The following is a 16,086-nucleotide window of genomic DNA, read 5'->3' as shown; positions in this document are numbered from 1 at the left end:
GGATATGGAAATGAAAAAATATTGGCTAGTTGTTAATCCTGATGTCTTTATATGGAAAAAAGGAACTTCTGTCTTCGTTTATAATTCTGATAATTTTGAAATCAGGGAGTTTGAGACTTTTGAGCAGTTTGATAAACTATATGAATTATTGGTGAATCCGGAAAATTTGTATGTGGTTGAATTGACAGAGGAGGATATGAATAGCAATAATTTATGTAGTGTTGTAAATATTTTGCTAGAAGCCGAATGCGTTGATTTGATATCTCAAAATGAAAATTCAGAGCCTCCTGTTTCTTTTTGTCCTTTTCCTGGAGTTCAACGCTCAAAAGAAAAGTTCAGGAAAAGACCGGAAATGGTTGCTTTTGAAAATTATATGGTTTATTTACATGAACTGACTATTTATGTGAATGGAACAGGTTTATGTGATAATCTGTATGCTAAACAATTTCCTTATTTTTTGGATAAAGGTGAGGAATTAGACTATACGACATTAAGTGTTTTTTTAAAGTATATTGCTAATTCTTCCATTTCTAATATACATATATGCGGATATAATATTTTTCAATATCCCCAATGGAATAAACTGTTGGATGCATTAGATCGAATTCATGCAATGAAAAGTCTTTATGTCTCTTGCTCCCAGCTGGAAGATTTTCAGGATAGATATAGAGTTGCTTTAGCAGAACAATTTGAATATGTAATTATAGTAGATCGGGAACATCCGTTAAAGGAATCGGTTGTAACTAATGTGCTTGAAAAGCAATTACATGTTAAATGGAATTTTTATGTTGCTTCAAAAGATGAATATTATATAGTTCAGGAACAAATAGAACGGTATCATTTGGACAAATATAGTGTGAAGCCTGTTTTTACAGGAGATAATTTAGATTTCTTTTCTGAATTTGTTTTTCTGACAGAGGAAGATATTAGAAATACTAGTCTGAATAAACGTCAGATATTTGCAAATCAACTTATAAATGCAAATGATTTTGGAAAGTTTACTGTTTCTCCTCAAGGATCTGTTTTTGTGAATATAAATTTCCCTTCTTGCGGAAAAATAGCTACGGATTCTATCCATTCATTGATTCGATACGAATTGGTAAACGGTGATCTATGGTTCAGAACCCGTTCGGAACAACCTTGCTCTGATTGTAAGTATCAGTGGTTATGCCCATCTCCTTCAAATTACGAGTTGGTATTGAATAAGCAAAATTTGTGTTATAAAGAATAGTTCCCGAGATGCAGAAAGAACAGGGATTAGAAGAAATAAGAAATGTGCTGATTCTAAATACAAGCAGTTTGTCTGATGTGGGTTTATACGGAGGGAAAATGGGTGTCTCTATTTTTCTTGCGCATTATGCTCGTTATAGTAATCAAGATGTATATTTGGATTTAGTACATTCTTTGATAAAAGAGATTTTTGAAGATTTGGATAATTCTTTTTCTTCTAATTTCGAAATTGGATTAAGCGGAATTGGCTGGGGAGTGAATTATTTGTTGTGTCACCATTTTTTATCCGGTGACGTAAATGACGTATTATTCGATTTGGATCAAAACTTAATGAGATATGATGTCCGTAGGATAAATGACTTTGATTTCGATAGAGGTTTGGGCGGACTTGTGTATTATGTAAATTCACGATTAATGATACAACAAGGTGATCAGAGACCATTTGATTCTTTGTTCTTATCAGATTTATTATATGTGATAAAAAATAATTACAATGCCTGGCATAATCTTTCTGTAAAAGATGTATTCTTCCAATATATTGATTTTCTTTCGGATAAACCTATGAAAGATTGCATATGTTCATTGCCTGATTTTCTAAAAGGAAAAGAAATTAAGATAACTGATAGTATTTATCGTATGTCTTTGGGGTTAAAAAATGGGCTTGCCGGATATGGCTTAAATTTGATGAATATATGAAACACATTTATATACTTGATAATAATTTTAATGGTACGGTTTTTGGTGTTGGTACTTATTTGAAGAATCTTATTCGTATATTGAAGGATGAACCAATATTGGTGACAATGGTTACATTATTTAATCGGAAAGAGAGTGTTGAGATTGTTTCTGAAAACAATATTCGTTATATTCATATACCAGCTGTTCGCGCAAATCAGAAATCTAATTATTATTATCGGAATGTGTTTTATATACTTTATCCTTATATTGATCCCAATGATGAAAATATTCTTCATATGAATTATCGCAAAGGGACTGAATTATTTTTGATGTTAAAAGAATATTTTCATTTTAAATTTATATTGACATGGCATTATGCCAGTTGGATTGATTATTTCTCTCCGGAAGAAATAGAGAGGGTAATGGATAATATTACTAATAATATTTCCTTATCGGAAAAGGAACTTGTCTATTCCGATATATTGAAAGAAGAAATAGAAATATTGAGTAAGTATTGTGATCATTTAGTAGTGGTAGCTAATCATGCTTCAACCTTTTTATGTAAATATCTCAATTTCTCATCGGATAGGATTTCTCTAGTCTATAATGCACTACCAGATCACTGCATACGAAAACTTGACAAGTTATCCATAAAGCAAAGAATGCATATCTCCTCTGATGAAAAAATTATTCTCTTTGTTGGGAGATTAGACGATAATAAAAATTTGTCTTTACTTGTAAGAGCTTTTAATAAAGTATTTCAGAATAATGAGAAAGTCTGTTTGATGGTTGTAGGAAAAGGAAATTATGATCTGCCTCTTTATTATGCATATCCCAATAATCGAAATATTATATTTACCGGATTTATAGATCAGGAGGAACTTAATTCTTTATATGAAATTGCAGATATAGGAGTAATTCCATCTATTTATGAAGAATTCGGCTATGTGTTGGTTGAAATGATGATGCATGGTTTACCTGTCATCGCAAATAATACAACCGGGATGGCCGAAATAATAGAAAATGGTATTTCTGGTATATTATTGGATTTATATTTTGAGAATGACAGTGAAAAGTCGATAGACTTGTTGAGAGCTGCTATAACTGAGTTATTGACAGATGATGAAAAACGGAGATTTTATTCTATTAATGCTTATGAACGGTATATAAATAATTTTCAAATCGGATTATTCAAACAAAAAATGCTCGAAGTTTATAGAAAATTGTAATTGTTTATGCTAAGTCAATTTCCTCATTATATTCAGCTGGACTCTATGGATTGTGGTCCTACTTGTCTCCGTATGATTACAAAGTTTTATGGTCGTAGTTATTCTTTACAATATCTGCGTGAGCATGCATTCATAACAAGAGAAGGGGTATCGATGTTGGGGATCAGTGATGCGGCTGAACAAATAGGATTTCGTACAATGGGAGTTCGGGTTACGTTGGAACAATTGAATACGGAATTACCTTTACCTTGTATTCTTCATTGGAATCAACGTCATTTCGTTGTTTGCTACAAAATAAAGAACGGTAAATATTATATTGCTGATCCAGCCAGTAAACGGTTAGTTTATGAGAAGGAAGAATTTGAGCATTGTTGGTTTAGTACACAAGTAGAGGGAAAAGATACGGGTACGGCTCTATTACTAGAGCCTGGACCAGAATTTTACGATCGAGAGGAAGATGTAAAAGATAAGAAAAGAGAGTTATCCTTCTTTTTTCGTTATCTCACTCCCTATAAGAGGGAGCTTTTCCAATTAATATTGGGAATGCTAACAGGTAGTATCTTACAGCTTATCATGCCTTTTCTTACTCAAAGCCTGGTGGATACAGGAATACGGGATAGTAATCTAAGTTTTATTACCCTGATACTGATTGCGCAGGTAGTAATTTTTGTTGCGCAATTATCAGTTGGCTTTATCCGTAGTTGGATTTTATTGCATATGAATACCCGGATTAATATCGCTTTAATTTCTGATTTTTTGGCAAAACTCATGCGCTTACCCCTTCATTTCTTCGATACGAAGATGGTGGGGGATATTATGCAGCGTATCGGAGACCATAACAGAATAGAATCGTTTATGACGGGTTCGTCTATTAGTGCATTATTCTCTTTTGTCAATTTTATTGTATTCGGCTTTGTGCTGGCATATTATGATCTTACTATATTAGGATTGTTCTTGTTTGGGAATGGCTTGTATGTTGCTTGGGTATTAGCTTTTATGAGATATAGGCGAGAATTGGATATCAAACGTTTTGCACAAGCAGCCGGTGAGCAGAGTAATTTGTTTCAATTGGTAACCGGCATGCAGGAAATCAAGCTGAATAACTGTGAGACTGAAAAGCGCTGGGAATGGGAACGTATTCAAGTGAAATTATTTAAAATAAGTATTAAAGGGTTAGCTTTAGGGCAATATCAACAGCTCGGGTCGGTGTTTTTTAACCAAACCACCAATATCCTGATCTCCTTCACCGCAGCCCGGGCTGTTGTTTCCGGTGAGATGACTCTTGGTATGATGATGTCGCTCACCTATATTGTGGGGCAGTTGACTGCTCCGATCGAACAGTTTATTGGTTTTGCCCGTTCGTTTCAGGATGCAAAGATTAGTTTGGAACGTTTAGGAGAGATCCATCAGCGGGAAGATGAAGAACAGACCTTAGCATTGAAAGTAAATGCTTTACCGGATAACAAGGCTTTGCAGATCGAGGATGTGAGTTTTAGTTATGACGGGGCAGACCGGGATTATGTGTTGGAACATATTAATCTGACGATCCCACAGCATAAGGTGACGGCTATTGTCGGGGCCAGCGGAAGCGGAAAGACGACATTAATAAAGTTGTTGCTTGGGTTTTACGAGCCGAACAAGGGAAATATCAAAATAGGTGATCTGTCATTGAAGAATATGAATCCGCATGTATGGCGTGCCCGTACGGGATGTGTGATGCAGGATGGGTTTATTTTTTCGGATTCGATAGCGAAGAATATCGCTATAGGTGCGGAAGTGATCGATAAAGAACGGTTGTTGCATGCTGTGACTGTAGCTAATATCCGGGATTTTATTGATTCGCTACCATTGGGCTATAACACAAAAATAGGTATGGAAGGAAATGGTGTAAGCCAGGGACAGCGGCAACGTATCCTGATTGCACGTGCTGTATATAAGAATCCTGAATTTATCTTTTTGGATGAAGCAACGAATGCATTAGACGCCAATAATGAGCGTGAGATTATGGAACATCTGCATCAGTTCTATAAAGGAAGGACGGTGGTTGTTGTGGCTCACCGGCTGAGTACGGTGCGGGATGCGGATAATATAGTGGTACTGGATAAAGGACAGGTCGTGGAGGAAGGGACGCATGAGGAACTGACGGCACGACGGGGTGTATATTATAAGTTGGTAAAGAATCAATTGGAATTGGGTTCGTAAAATGTATTGATATGCCGGAGATTAGTATTATTCTGAAAGTAGATGATGGAAATAGGTATTTGCAGGAAGCTGTGAATAATGTCTTTATGCAATCGTTTTCAGATTTTGAACTTCTTGTGTTGAAGGAAGGGGCTAATTACGAGGATACTCTGGATGGTATGGATACAATCGATATGCGTTTGAGAATTTTGAATGTTGTATCATTTGAAGAACCGGGAGTATGGGGGCAGGTAATGGAAAGCATAAAGGGGAAATATGTTGTTTTAATGGATGCTGGTCATTTAATGGTTCCCAGGAAACTTCATACCCAATTTTCTTTTATGGAGGACCATAGAGATGTTGATGTTTGTGGTACCTGGGTTACGGAAAATGGAAATTCCGGAGTAAATTATTTTTATCAGGTACGGCATAATGATATTGTCATTGAGATGTTGTTTTCTAAAGCTATATATACTCAGTCGGTGATAATGCGCAAGTCTGTTTTTGGAGAGTTTCTAAAAACGTGTTTAGGGAAAATACAGAGACATGAATGTGTGGAATATTATGAGATATGGACTGATTTAATAATGAAGGGATATCTTTTTGCCAATATTCCGGAGGTGTTGTTGGATATTCGAACAGGGGAAAATGTGTCTTTATTTGCTGATCCGAGTTTACGGCGGGTAGATCTAAGATATGTCCAGTGTTGTTATCTGGATTATTTAATGAATAAGATCATTGAGCTTGATCCTGCTTATTTTGATTTTTTGAATAGTGCAGTTGAATTACAGAATAGTAATAAATTGACTTTTGAGGAGTGTAAAGGACTTGTTCGAAATGTATATAGTCATATTAGAGAAAAAGAAGAGATACATTTGAAGGATGGTAAAATCAGGATATTGTTTTGTATCGATACATTAGGAGGTGGCGGTGCTGAAAAATTATTGATCGATATATTGAAAAGATTTGATTATGAGAAATATGCCGTTGACCTTTTAGTCCTATTTGAAGAAGGAATTTATTTTGCAGATATACCGGAGGAGGTTTCGTGGTTCTTTCCGGGCAGTGAAAAAGTTAAAAACCGATTTTATGACATAGAGATTGCTTTTTTGGAAGGACTGGCGGTAAAATATATTGCAGAAAGGGGTAGCGTTGCTGTTAAGGTAGCTTGGGTTCATGCAGATTTGTGTAATTATCATTGGACAAAGCGATATTATGAAAATGATGAACATGAATATAGCATTTTTCAAAGAATGGATAAAATCGTTTTTGTGAGTGATAATGTAAAGGAGCAGTATATTAAGTTGTTTGGAGATGCTAAATCTGAATTATTAGTAATTTATAATCTTATTGATCGGTCGGAACTCTTGAGCAAATGGGATTGTGTGGGTATAACGAAAAGGAAATTTACATTATGTAGTATTGGAAGATTGACTCCGGTAAAGGGGTATTTGTTATTGATACAAGCTGTTCGACGTTTAGTTGAGGATGGATTAGATTTTGATTTATGGATTGTTGGAGAAGGTGAACAAAGGGTAAAGTTGGAAGAACTGATCAAAGAGTTTTCATTAGATGATATTGTTTTCTTGCGAGGGTATCATAAAAATCCGATACCTTTTTTGAAAGAAGCAGATGTTTTTGTTTCCTCTTCTTTGTCTGAAGGTTTTCCCCTTGTAATTTGTGAGGCTTTATGTCTGGGGTTACCGGTTGTTGCAACGAAGAATGCTGGCTCGGAAGAAATATTAGGCAAGGGAAAATATGGTTTGCTAACAGAACAAGATGAGTTTCTGTTGTATAAGGCTTTAAAAGCTGTAATAGAAAATGTGGCATTAAGGGATGATTTACGAAACAAGGCATTGGAAAGGGCTGAATTGTTTAATGAATCTACAATAATGGATCAGATTTATACTGTTCTTGGGTAATTAATAATCGAAACAATGGAAGGAAAAGAAATAGAATTACGCAGCGAAGAGGTTCAGGAGGTGATGGGGCAGATCCCGGCCTGGATTGTGCGGTGGGGGATTACGATCTTGTTTATCGTGGTGCTGGCGCTTTTGGTGGGTAGCTATTTCTTTAGATATCCGGATGTGATCACGACGGAGATGACATTGACAAGCCGGCATCCGGTGGCGGAGGTGGTGGCCCGCTCGTCGGGAAAGATAAATGAGCTTTATGTGTTTAACGGACAGGAGGTAAAGATGGGTGCTCCGTTGGCGGTGGTTGAGAACCCGGCCAGGACGGAGGATGTGTTCCGGCTGAAGAAGTTGTTGGCACGTTATCAGGAGCAGCCGGAACGTCTGAGCTATTATCTGTTGCAGGATGTGTGGCTGCTGGGGGATATTCAGCCGGCTTATATGAGTCTGGCATCGAAAGATATTTCTGCCCGCGATTACCGGGCTTCGGTCGGACAGTTACTGGCGGCGATCCGTGTCTGGGAGATGTCTTACTGCCTGGTGGCGCCGTCGGATGGAAAGGTTCAGTTGCTTGTGCAAGGGGCTCCGAACCTGTATTTGTCGGCGGGAGATATTTTTGCCCGTATGGTGCCTGAGGGCGGGGAGACCTGGATCGGGCGGGCCTTACTGCCGATTCAGCGGTCCGGAAAGGTGAAGGCCGGACAGCGAGTGATTGTGCGGTTTACGAATTTCCCGGATCAGGAATTCGGTATCGTGAACGGGCGTTTGTCGTCAGTTTCGCTGGTGCCTTCGGAAGACAATTATATGGTGGAGATTGCCTTCCCGGACGGACTGACCACCAATTATAGGAAGAATCTGCCTGTTTCTTATGAAATGAAAGCCACAGCCGAAATTGTAACTGATGATGTACGTTTGATAGAACGTTTCTTCCAGCCACTGAAAAAGATACTGAAAGAAGGGTTCTGAAGTTTTTTTGTTGTCTCTTTTGTCTCGTTTAGTGGCTTTCGAGCCGGGAAGGATGAACAATCCCCTTCCCGGATTCGTATGAAAAAGTTACTGATGGCACAGCTGGGTGCCGAGCCTACCGTCCAGCATTTTAATGAAATAGTGATAAATCTTCCGGAGAATGAAAAAGCCGGTTTTGTGAAAGGTACTTTCGGGTTGGCTTTCTCTGAGTGGGGAAACCTGAATGTTGCTTATCGTGAGTTTTTGGTCGCATTGATAAAGAGTAAACGACAGCAGTTTGTGGAGTTTGTTCGCAAGGATACGGTTCTGGGGGAATTCCTGTACGATCTGAAAGATAAAGAGTTGTTTGTGAAAATATTAAATCTGTTTGAGCGACCGTCTAAAAAGCATAAGATTTCTTATTCCAAGTTGGCTTTTTCTTTTTTGCTAGGGTTTAAGATGGACTTGGAAGTCAAGGGATTATCTGACAAAATCAGGTACGCCAAGGTGGATACGGATGATCTGGTTGAGTTGTTTGAGTTGATTGAGAAAGTAAAGTTAAGCTGAAGTTTATATTTAAAGAATATAAAATATGGGCGTTTCAGAAAAGCAGTAAGAACCGGGATTATAATCTCTTTCTTGATCGTTTAAAAGATCAACAACTTGATTCTTATGTGATTATATTGTTTTAGCTTCCTCTTCTTATTGCTTATTGCCTCTTTTTTACCGCCGTATCTTTGTGTTGTACTTAATTATTCACTTAAAAACATTTTTAATTATGGCACAAGGTTACAAGTTGGTTCTGCGCCCGTCGGAACCGGGAGTCAAAGGTTCCAAGAAGTTGTATTATGCGGTATCTAAAAGTACGGGATTTACGGATATCAGACGTTTATGCAAGTTGGTTGCTGCTAGAAGTACGGTATCGAGTGCGGATGTGAAAGCGGTACTGGATAATCTGAATTATATTCTGGATCTGGAATTGCAGGATGGTCGTATTGTTCAGTTGGGGGAATTCGGTAATTTCCGTATTACGGTCGGAAGCGAGGGCGTGGAGGATAAAAAGAAGTTCTCTGCAAGTATGATTCGTGCTCCGAAGATTGTTTTCACTCCCGGGTTTGATTTGCGTGAGACTAAGAAAACGATGGGTTATTCTTTGATTACTCCGGAAGTTGAAAAAACGGAGAATCCCGGAGGTGGTGAGGATCGTCCGGAAATCGAGTAATTCGATGATGGATGAAAAGAATGAATGTTCAATTGGTAATGGCCGTGCTGCTTTGTGCAGCCGGTCTTATCCTGATCTTTTCCGGTTTTTGGGTGGCTCCGACAGGGGAAATACATAATAGCGTTTTAGTCGCTTTCGGGGAGATCAGTACGTTTGCCGGAGCCTTGTTTGGAGTGGATTATTCATATAAAATAAGAAAAGAATGAAAACGAAATTTTGTCAATATGCAATAGAGGAACCTTTGACGTCGGAACAAATGAAGTGGAGAAGAAATCATCCGGATTGGATCAGTGATCATTTTTACATGGGGGAGTTTATCTACAGTGCGGTTGCTGTGGAGAAGGGCCTGGACAATACGCCGCCACTGGAAGCGCAGCGTGCAATCAGAAATCTGGTTAGAAAATTATTGGAGCCGCTTCGGGAGTATGCGGATTGTCCTATGGGGATGCATATCTCCAGTGGGTATCGTTGTGAAGAATTGAATCATCTGGTGGGTGGTGTCGCCGATTCCCTGCATCTGAAAGGGGAGGCGGCGGATATTTATACGTTCGGCAGTTGTCGTTTGCTGGAGGCTTTACAGCAAAGCCGGTTGAATTTTGATCAGGCGATTTATTACCGTCGCCGTGGTTTTATTCATTTGTCATTGAAATTGACGGGGAAGAACCGTCGCCAGGTGATTATCAAATGAGAGGTGGTATTTGTTTTTTATTACTTATAGCAGGATTGTCCGGCTGTGCATCGCGTAATCCCGGAAGCAGGAGAGAACTTCGTTCGTTCAGGGATTCGATATCGTATACACGGTTGGACACTTCTTGCCTGCATTATAATCGGGGGATGCAGTTGCGGGGGTGGTCTCGTTTGAAGGAAGTCTCTCTTTCCGTACCCGACAGTGCCGGTAAACAGTATGTAGAACGTATTGTATATGCTACTGAAGAATGGGGAATGGCAGATTCGACAGAGTTGGTGTCTGTGTCTGCCAATACGGTTAATGAGCAGGGTGTTACTTCATCCGTCTCCGTCGAGCAGGAAGTGACCAGAAGAAAAACGAGCCGGATTGTCTGGTGGATATTAATTCCTGGTTTGATCATTTTAATCTGTCTGCTACGAAAATTGCGACGGATAAAATAGATACTTTTGTTTGTATTGCACTATGAGAGTGCATTTTTAATCAGACGAGGGTAAATTATGATGTTATAACTTCTTGGAATGAGTTATTAGTAATTAGCATGGGAAATGTTCTGTTTGCCTGTTACGGAAATCCTAACGGATTTAAATAACTTTAATCCTTTGGATCACGGATTGTTCGTATAAGTGTGTATCTTGCAAAAATGATAAATTGTTAACCAGAAAAGAAATGATTATGAGACACTGTATCTGGATATTTGCTTTGTTGTTGCTTTCGATGGGGAGCCTGTCAGCGGAAGATTTCGGTTATGAGTTGCAGGATGGGAAGCTGACTATTCTGATGTATGGCGGTTATGCCGATTGGAAGAAGAATGCCAGTGAAAATGATAAAAGGGCAGTGACTGAAATTTATATAGAAGAGGGTGTTCCCGTTATTCCGAGTTTGATATTTAAAGATTTGCCGCGTGTCGGGTCGGTAACGATTCCTGCTTCGGTGACGATGATAGGTGGGGCAGCCTTTGCGGGATGTAGCAATTTGTCATCTGTAGTGTTTGCTAAAGATTCGGAGTTGAGAACGCTCGGTAAGTATGCTTTTTATGAAACAGCCCTGAAGTCTGTTGTAATACCGGCGTCTGTTACCGCGATCAGAAAGGCTGCTTTCAGATATTGCTATAATCTGTCGTCGGTTATATTTGCCGGAAACCAGAAGCTAAAGGAAATTGGTGAATGGGCTTTTTGTGAGACGTCTCTGGAATCGGTTGTAATCCCGGCTTCCGTAACTACTATAGGAAAGGCTGCCTTTACGGAGTGTAAGAGACTTTCGTCTGTAACTTTTACGGGAGACATGAATTTGAGGACGATTGGTGCTGGGGCTTTTTCCGGGACGAGGCTTCATTCAGTTATGATTCCATCTTCTGTTGCAACGATTGGGGAGGGGGCTTTCAGGTATTGCAGGAGATTGACGTTGGTGACGTTTGGTGGCGATAATTTAAAAGCGATCGGTGAGTGGGCTTTTTCAGAAACAGCACTGGCTTCATTCTCAATACCTTCTTCGGTTACTACGATTGGAGCGGGTGCCTTTGCTAAAACACCTCTTGAGTCGGTAATGGTTCCATCTTCCGTAACGGCAATCGGAGGGGCTGCCTTTACTGATTGTAGAAAATTATCGTCAGTGACGTTTGCCGAAAAATCGGAATTAGAGAAGATCGGAGCAGGTGGTTTTTACGGAACGGCTTTGTCCTCCGTAGAACTTCCATTTTCCGTGAAAACGATTGGTGCAGGTTCTTTTTCCCATTCCGCTCTTAAATCTGTTGTAATTCCGGCATCTGTCACGGATATTGAACGTGCTGCTTTTTCCCAAACATATCTTACCTCAGTTATAATCCCATCTTCTGTGAAAGCGATTGGGAAAGAGGTGTTTCAATGTTGTTCCGAATTGACTGATGTTACTTTTCTCTCATCAAAGGCACCTGCCCGTTTTGGAGAGAATGTATTTGAGAATTGTTTTTCATTGGAAGCTATTTATGTCCCGGAAGGAAGTTCCGGTTATTCGGGAGAAAATTGGGTTAAATATGAAGATCTGATAAAGCGTAAAATCATGTTCGTTTCTTCCGGTTCGTTAACGGCTTTATATAATCTGTTTTCTTTTGGCGAAATGGGTGGCTGGGGTGTCTTTAATCCTCTGATCTTCGGTTTGTTTGCTATAATCAGTGTGTTGAAAAAAATATTTTTAGGTTAATAAAATAGGAGAAGTGGTCATGAAAGCGGTTGGTTGGGTAGTTGGTGGTAATGGAATTGTAAGAAATGATAATAGTCTTGTGGAAAACTAATTAATTGCGTTTCTTTGTACCCGTAAATTATTAGGATATGGCAGACGAACAACAGATGGTGCTCCGGACGGAGGACCTGGTGAAAAAATATAGAACGCGAACGGTGGTGAACCATGTTTCTATTAATGTGAAACAAGGGGAGATTGTTGGATTGCTCGGACCGAATGGGGCGGGAAAGACGACGACATTCTATATGACTGTGGGGTTGGTGACTCCTAATGAGGGGAAGATATTCCTGAATGATATGGAAATTACGAAATTCCCGGTTTACAAACGTGCCCGTAACGGGATCGGTTATCTGGCGCAGGAGGCTTCTATCTTCCGTAAAATGACGGTTGAGGATAATATCCGTTCTGTTTTGGAAATGACGGAAACCACTCCCGAATATCAGAAAGAAAAACTGGAAAGCCTGATCGCTGAGTTTGGATTGAACAAGGTTAGAAAGAACCTGGGAGACCAGTTGTCTGGTGGTGAACGCCGTCGTGCCGAGATTGCCCGCTGTCTGGCGATCGACCCTAAGTTTATTATGCTGGATGAACCGTTTGCCGGTGTCGACCCGATTGCCGTGCAGGATATTCAGACGATTGTAGCCAAGTTAAAGCATAAGAATATCGGTATCCTGATTACCGACCATAATGTGTACGAAACATTGAGCATTTGCGACCGTGCTTATTTGCTGTTCGAAGGAAAAGTGCTTTTCCAGGGAACAGCAGAGCAATTGGCAGAAAACGAGATCGTACGCGAAAAATATTTGGGGAAAGACTTCGTGCTGCGGAAAAAAGATTTATAAATTCAACTTATTTTATTGCAAAAGTCTCCTGATGTGCCGGGTGCATAAGAAGAACAGGACTAATGTCACTACTGCTAATGCAGAGTAAGGCAACAGGTTCGCGTTGGATATATCTCCGGTGATAAATTCATTCTCCCGCAGATGGATATCCGACATGCTGATAACGGCAAAAGCGTTATTGACGAAATGGGCGAAGACCGGAATCCAGATGTTTCTGCTCCAATATAACAAATAACCGAAATATGCTCCCAATAACATACGGGGAAGGAACCCGTAGAACTGCAAATGGAATGCGCTGAATAGAATAGCGGCAGACCAGATGACTATATGATGATTGGATGTCCATTGACCTATAATCCGTTGCAGGGCACCACGGAACAGAAATTCTTCTGTAATACCGGCCATTATAGCGATGACAAACAGATTCGACAGGAATGTAAGCATACCGTCGCCGGCTAAAAGCGTATTGGTAATTTGTTCGGCAAGGGCTTCCTGCGCTTTCATCCAGCTTTCGACCGGGGCCATGAACTCCGGCAGTATCATTTGTTTGTTCAGCAAAGCTGTCAGTGTGATCGCAGGGGACATCAGGAACATGCTGACCAGTGCTAGCAGCAGGATTTTGGTATCCACTTTACGCTTTATACAAAGGTAGGCGGCCGGGTCCGCACTGCACAGCCAGGCTACCGCCAGTGCCGGGAACAGGAAAGTCCCGATGGCTGACAACAACTGCATCATTCGCATCATATCGGGGTATTGCGTTATATTGACGGATACACCGTGTGACAAAACAAAGATTCCCGTTCCGATCAGGGATGACAGGACTGCTCCGAACAAAAGACTGACCAGCAGGAGCCATAACTGGAACATGGCCGGTTTACCGGCATATATACCTTTTAATACCATATCTATAATATTAATGTACGGACATAAAAAAACTTCTGCCCAAATATAGGTAGAAGTTTTTATTTCTTCAGGAAAGAATGAATTACATTTTTGGTCTGGCTTCTTTTACAACCATCTGACGACCTTCGAATTCAGCCTCGTTCAATTCTCCAATAGCTTTTTTAGCTGCTGCATCATCAGGCATTTCAACAAAAGCAAAGCCTTTTGATTTACCTGTTTCACGGTCTTTGATGATCTTTACAGAATCTACCACTCCGTATTCTTCCATTACTTGTTTCAGATCTTCTTCCCGAACACGATAGTTCAGGTTGCCAATGTAAATGTTCATAAAAATAGAAATAATTAAAAAATAAAATTGTTACTGATGAAAGTAATAAACCGGAATTTCGTAACAGTGATAGATAAATCGACAAGTAACAAGTAAATGAAGAAATAAAAAACAATGTTATTTACGTTCAAGGTAAATCCCCTTTCACATTACAAAGGAATACATTTATTTTAGAAATACAAGATTTTGGATTGAAAAAATTAATATGTGTCTAATTTTGGCTTACTTATAACAAATTAAGTAAACAATTTGCGAGATTAAAAGAATAACTCTAATTTTGCAGCCTAAAATTCGATACGACTATTAATTAAATAAATCATTCAGAATGAACGTTTCGCTTAAGAACATTGATGCCGTTAGCGGTATTGTGAAATTAGAAATAGTGAAGGCTGACTATGCTGAACAGGTTGAAAAGAGCCTGCGCAACTTCCGTCAGAAAGCAAATGTACCGGGTTTCCGTAAGGGAATGGTACCGATGGGTATGGTGAAGAAGATGTATGGAAAACATGTACTGGTTGAAGAAGTCAACAAGTTGGTTTCCGAAAATCTGTTCAAATATATCAACGAGAATAAGTTGAACGTTTTAGGCGAACCGATGCCTAACGAAACAGAACAACAGCCTATTAATTTCGATACACAGGAAGATTTTGAATTTTGTTTTGACGTAGCTTTGGCTCCGGAAATCAAAATCGAACTGAGTAAGGGCGACAAGCTTCCTTATTATCAGGTTGCTATCGACGAAGAGATGTTGAACCAGCAGGTTGACGCTTATACTGCAAACTTCGGATCTTATGACACTGCTGAAGAAGTAGAAGAAAAAGACCTGGTTAAAGGTACTATTGCAGAACTTGAAAACGGTTCTCCGAAAGAAGGTGGTATCGTTGTGGAAGATGCAGTACTGATGCCTTCTTATATGAAGGATGAAGCTGAAAAAGCTAAATTCATCGGTGCAAAAGCTAACACTGTAATCGTGTTCAACCCGAATAAGGCTTACGAAGGCGCTGAAGCAGAGATCGCTTCTTTGCTGAAGGTTGACAAAGAAGCTGTTGCCGGTCTTACCGGAGATTTCAGCTTCGAGATTAAAGAAATCACACGTCACAAAAAGGCAGAACTGAACCAGGAATTGTTCGACAAAGTATTCGGTGAAGGCGTTGTTTCCAGCGAAGAAGAATTCAAGAATAAGATTAAGGATGCATTGGCAGAACAGTTCACTCCTCAGAGCGACTTCAAGTTCCTGTTGGATGCCCGTGAAGTATTGGTACAGAAAGCAGGCGAACTGAAGTTTGCCGACGACCTGTTGAAACGTTGGTTGCTGGCTGCAAATGAAAAGAATACGGCTGAAAAACTGGATGAAGAGTATCCGAAGATTATCGAAGACCTGAAATATCAGTTGATCAAAGAAAACCTGGTGAAAGGCAATAACCTGAAGGTAGAAGATGCAGATATTGAAAACTTTGCAAAACGTGTGGCAAAAGCTCAGTTTGCACAGTACGGTATGCTTTCTGTTCCTGAAGATGTATTGGCCAACTATGCAAAAGATATGTTGAAAAACAAACAGACTTTACAGAATGTTATCGACCGTGCAGTAGAAGAAAAACTGGCTGCCTGGTTGAAAGAACAGGTAGAACTGGACGTAAAAGAAGTTTCAGCAGAAGAGTTCAACAAACTCTTTGAATAATATTATTCTTCAGAAATCGTAGTATTTACTAAGGT

Annotated in this window: 16 protein-coding genes; 14 read left to right on the top strand and 2 right to left on the bottom strand. The window is 39.5% G+C overall.

The features are described from left to right. Positions 1-4 precede the first annotated feature (4 nt). The 13 genes from C825_RS24985 (at position 5) to lptB (ending at position 13,142) form a co-directional block, all read left to right on the top strand. Positions 5-1,231, top strand: a complete 1,227-nt coding sequence (locus C825_RS24985; protein WP_009859593.1) for a TIGR04150 pseudo-rSAM protein — start codon at positions 5-7, stop codon at positions 1,229-1,231. An 8-nt stretch (positions 1,232-1,239) separates the two neighbouring features. Further along, on the top strand, positions 1,240-1,926 hold the full coding sequence (locus C825_RS24980) for a lanthionine synthetase LanC family protein (RefSeq protein ID WP_009859592.1): 687 nt from the start codon (positions 1,240-1,242) through the stop codon (positions 1,924-1,926). After that, positions 1,923-3,137, top strand: a complete 1,215-nt coding sequence (locus tag C825_RS24975) for a glycosyltransferase (RefSeq protein ID WP_009859591.1) — start codon at positions 1,923-1,925, stop codon at positions 3,135-3,137. Before C825_RS24980 ends, C825_RS24975 begins: the two co-directional genes overlap by 4 nt. Positions 3,138-3,143: 6 nt before the next feature. Next, positions 3,144-5,339, top strand: coding sequence for a peptidase domain-containing ABC transporter (locus C825_RS24970; protein ID WP_009859590.1), 2,196 nt, complete (start codon positions 3,144-3,146; stop codon positions 5,337-5,339). Between the two features lie 11 nt (positions 5,340-5,350). Next, the gene (locus tag C825_RS24965; RefSeq protein WP_009859589.1) at positions 5,351-7,240 is read left to right on the top strand and encodes a glycosyltransferase; all 1,890 of its coding nucleotides are present in this window, start codon (positions 5,351-5,353) and stop codon (positions 7,238-7,240) included. A 15-nt stretch (positions 7,241-7,255) separates the two neighbouring features. Next, positions 7,256-8,197 carry a beta-barrel domain-containing protein gene (locus tag C825_RS24960; RefSeq protein ID WP_009859588.1) on the top strand — a complete coding sequence of 314 codons (942 nt, stop codon included), beginning with the start codon at positions 7,256-7,258 and terminating at the stop codon, positions 8,195-8,197. Between the two features lie 78 nt (positions 8,198-8,275). Further along, positions 8,276-8,743 carry a hypothetical protein gene (locus C825_RS24955; protein WP_224264352.1) on the top strand — a complete coding sequence of 156 codons (468 nt, stop codon included), beginning with the start codon at positions 8,276-8,278 and terminating at the stop codon, positions 8,741-8,743. Between the two features lie 211 nt (positions 8,744-8,954). Further along, positions 8,955-9,398 carry an HU family DNA-binding protein gene (locus C825_RS24950; RefSeq protein WP_009859586.1) on the top strand — a complete coding sequence of 148 codons (444 nt, stop codon included), beginning with the start codon at positions 8,955-8,957 and terminating at the stop codon, positions 9,396-9,398. A gap of 11 nt (positions 9,399-9,409) precedes the next feature. Next, positions 9,410-9,604: a hypothetical protein gene (locus tag C825_RS24945; RefSeq protein WP_009859585.1), complete on the top strand. Its 195-nt coding sequence runs from the start codon at positions 9,410-9,412 to the stop codon at positions 9,602-9,604. After that, positions 9,601-10,086 (top strand): D-Ala-D-Ala carboxypeptidase family metallohydrolase, encoded by a 486-nt coding sequence (locus tag C825_RS24940; RefSeq protein ID WP_010800564.1) that lies wholly within the window; start codon positions 9,601-9,603, stop codon positions 10,084-10,086. The genes C825_RS24945 and C825_RS24940 overlap by 4 nt, the downstream gene beginning before the upstream one ends. Next, positions 10,083-10,526 (top strand): hypothetical protein, encoded by a 444-nt coding sequence (locus C825_RS24935; RefSeq protein ID WP_010800563.1) that lies wholly within the window; start codon positions 10,083-10,085, stop codon positions 10,524-10,526. The genes C825_RS24940 and C825_RS24935 overlap by 4 nt, the downstream gene beginning before the upstream one ends. A gap of 232 nt (positions 10,527-10,758) precedes the next feature. Further along, the gene (locus tag C825_RS24930; RefSeq protein ID WP_228100068.1) at positions 10,759-12,261 is read left to right on the top strand and encodes a leucine-rich repeat domain-containing protein; all 1,503 of its coding nucleotides are present in this window, start codon (positions 10,759-10,761) and stop codon (positions 12,259-12,261) included. A 128-nt stretch (positions 12,262-12,389) separates the two neighbouring features. Further along, the gene (gene lptB / locus C825_RS24925; RefSeq protein WP_009859581.1) at positions 12,390-13,142 is read left to right on the top strand and encodes an LPS export ABC transporter ATP-binding protein; all 753 of its coding nucleotides are present in this window, start codon (positions 12,390-12,392) and stop codon (positions 13,140-13,142) included. Between the two features lie 12 nt (positions 13,143-13,154). Here lptB and C825_RS24920 read toward each other — a convergent pair whose 3' ends face one another. Together C825_RS24920 and rbp are read right to left on the bottom strand one after the other, a co-directional pair. After that, complete coding sequence (locus C825_RS24920) at positions 13,155-14,045, bottom strand: CPBP family intramembrane glutamic endopeptidase (RefSeq protein WP_010800561.1); 891 nt, start codon at positions 14,043-14,045, stop codon at positions 13,155-13,157. Positions 14,046-14,127: 82 nt separating this feature from the next. Further along, a complete protein-coding gene (rbp, locus tag C825_RS24915) occupies positions 14,128-14,373 on the bottom strand; it encodes an RNA-binding regulator (protein ID WP_009859579.1) in 246 nt (81 codons plus the stop codon). Positions 14,374-14,698: 325 nt separating this feature from the next. Here rbp and tig point away from each other — a divergent pair, with 325 nt between their 5' ends. Then, complete coding sequence (gene tig, locus C825_RS24910) at positions 14,699-16,051, top strand: trigger factor (protein ID WP_009859578.1); 1,353 nt, start codon at positions 14,699-14,701, stop codon at positions 16,049-16,051. Positions 16,052-16,086 lie beyond the last annotated feature (35 nt).

The sequence above is a fragment of the Parabacteroides sp. ASF519 genome, assembly GCF_000364265.2.
GTDB lineage: Bacteria > Bacteroidota > Bacteroidia > Bacteroidales > Tannerellaceae > Parabacteroides > Parabacteroides goldsteinii.
The sequence above is the reverse complement of the archived record's forward strand: the minus strand, read 5'-3'. Positions and strand labels throughout refer to the sequence as shown.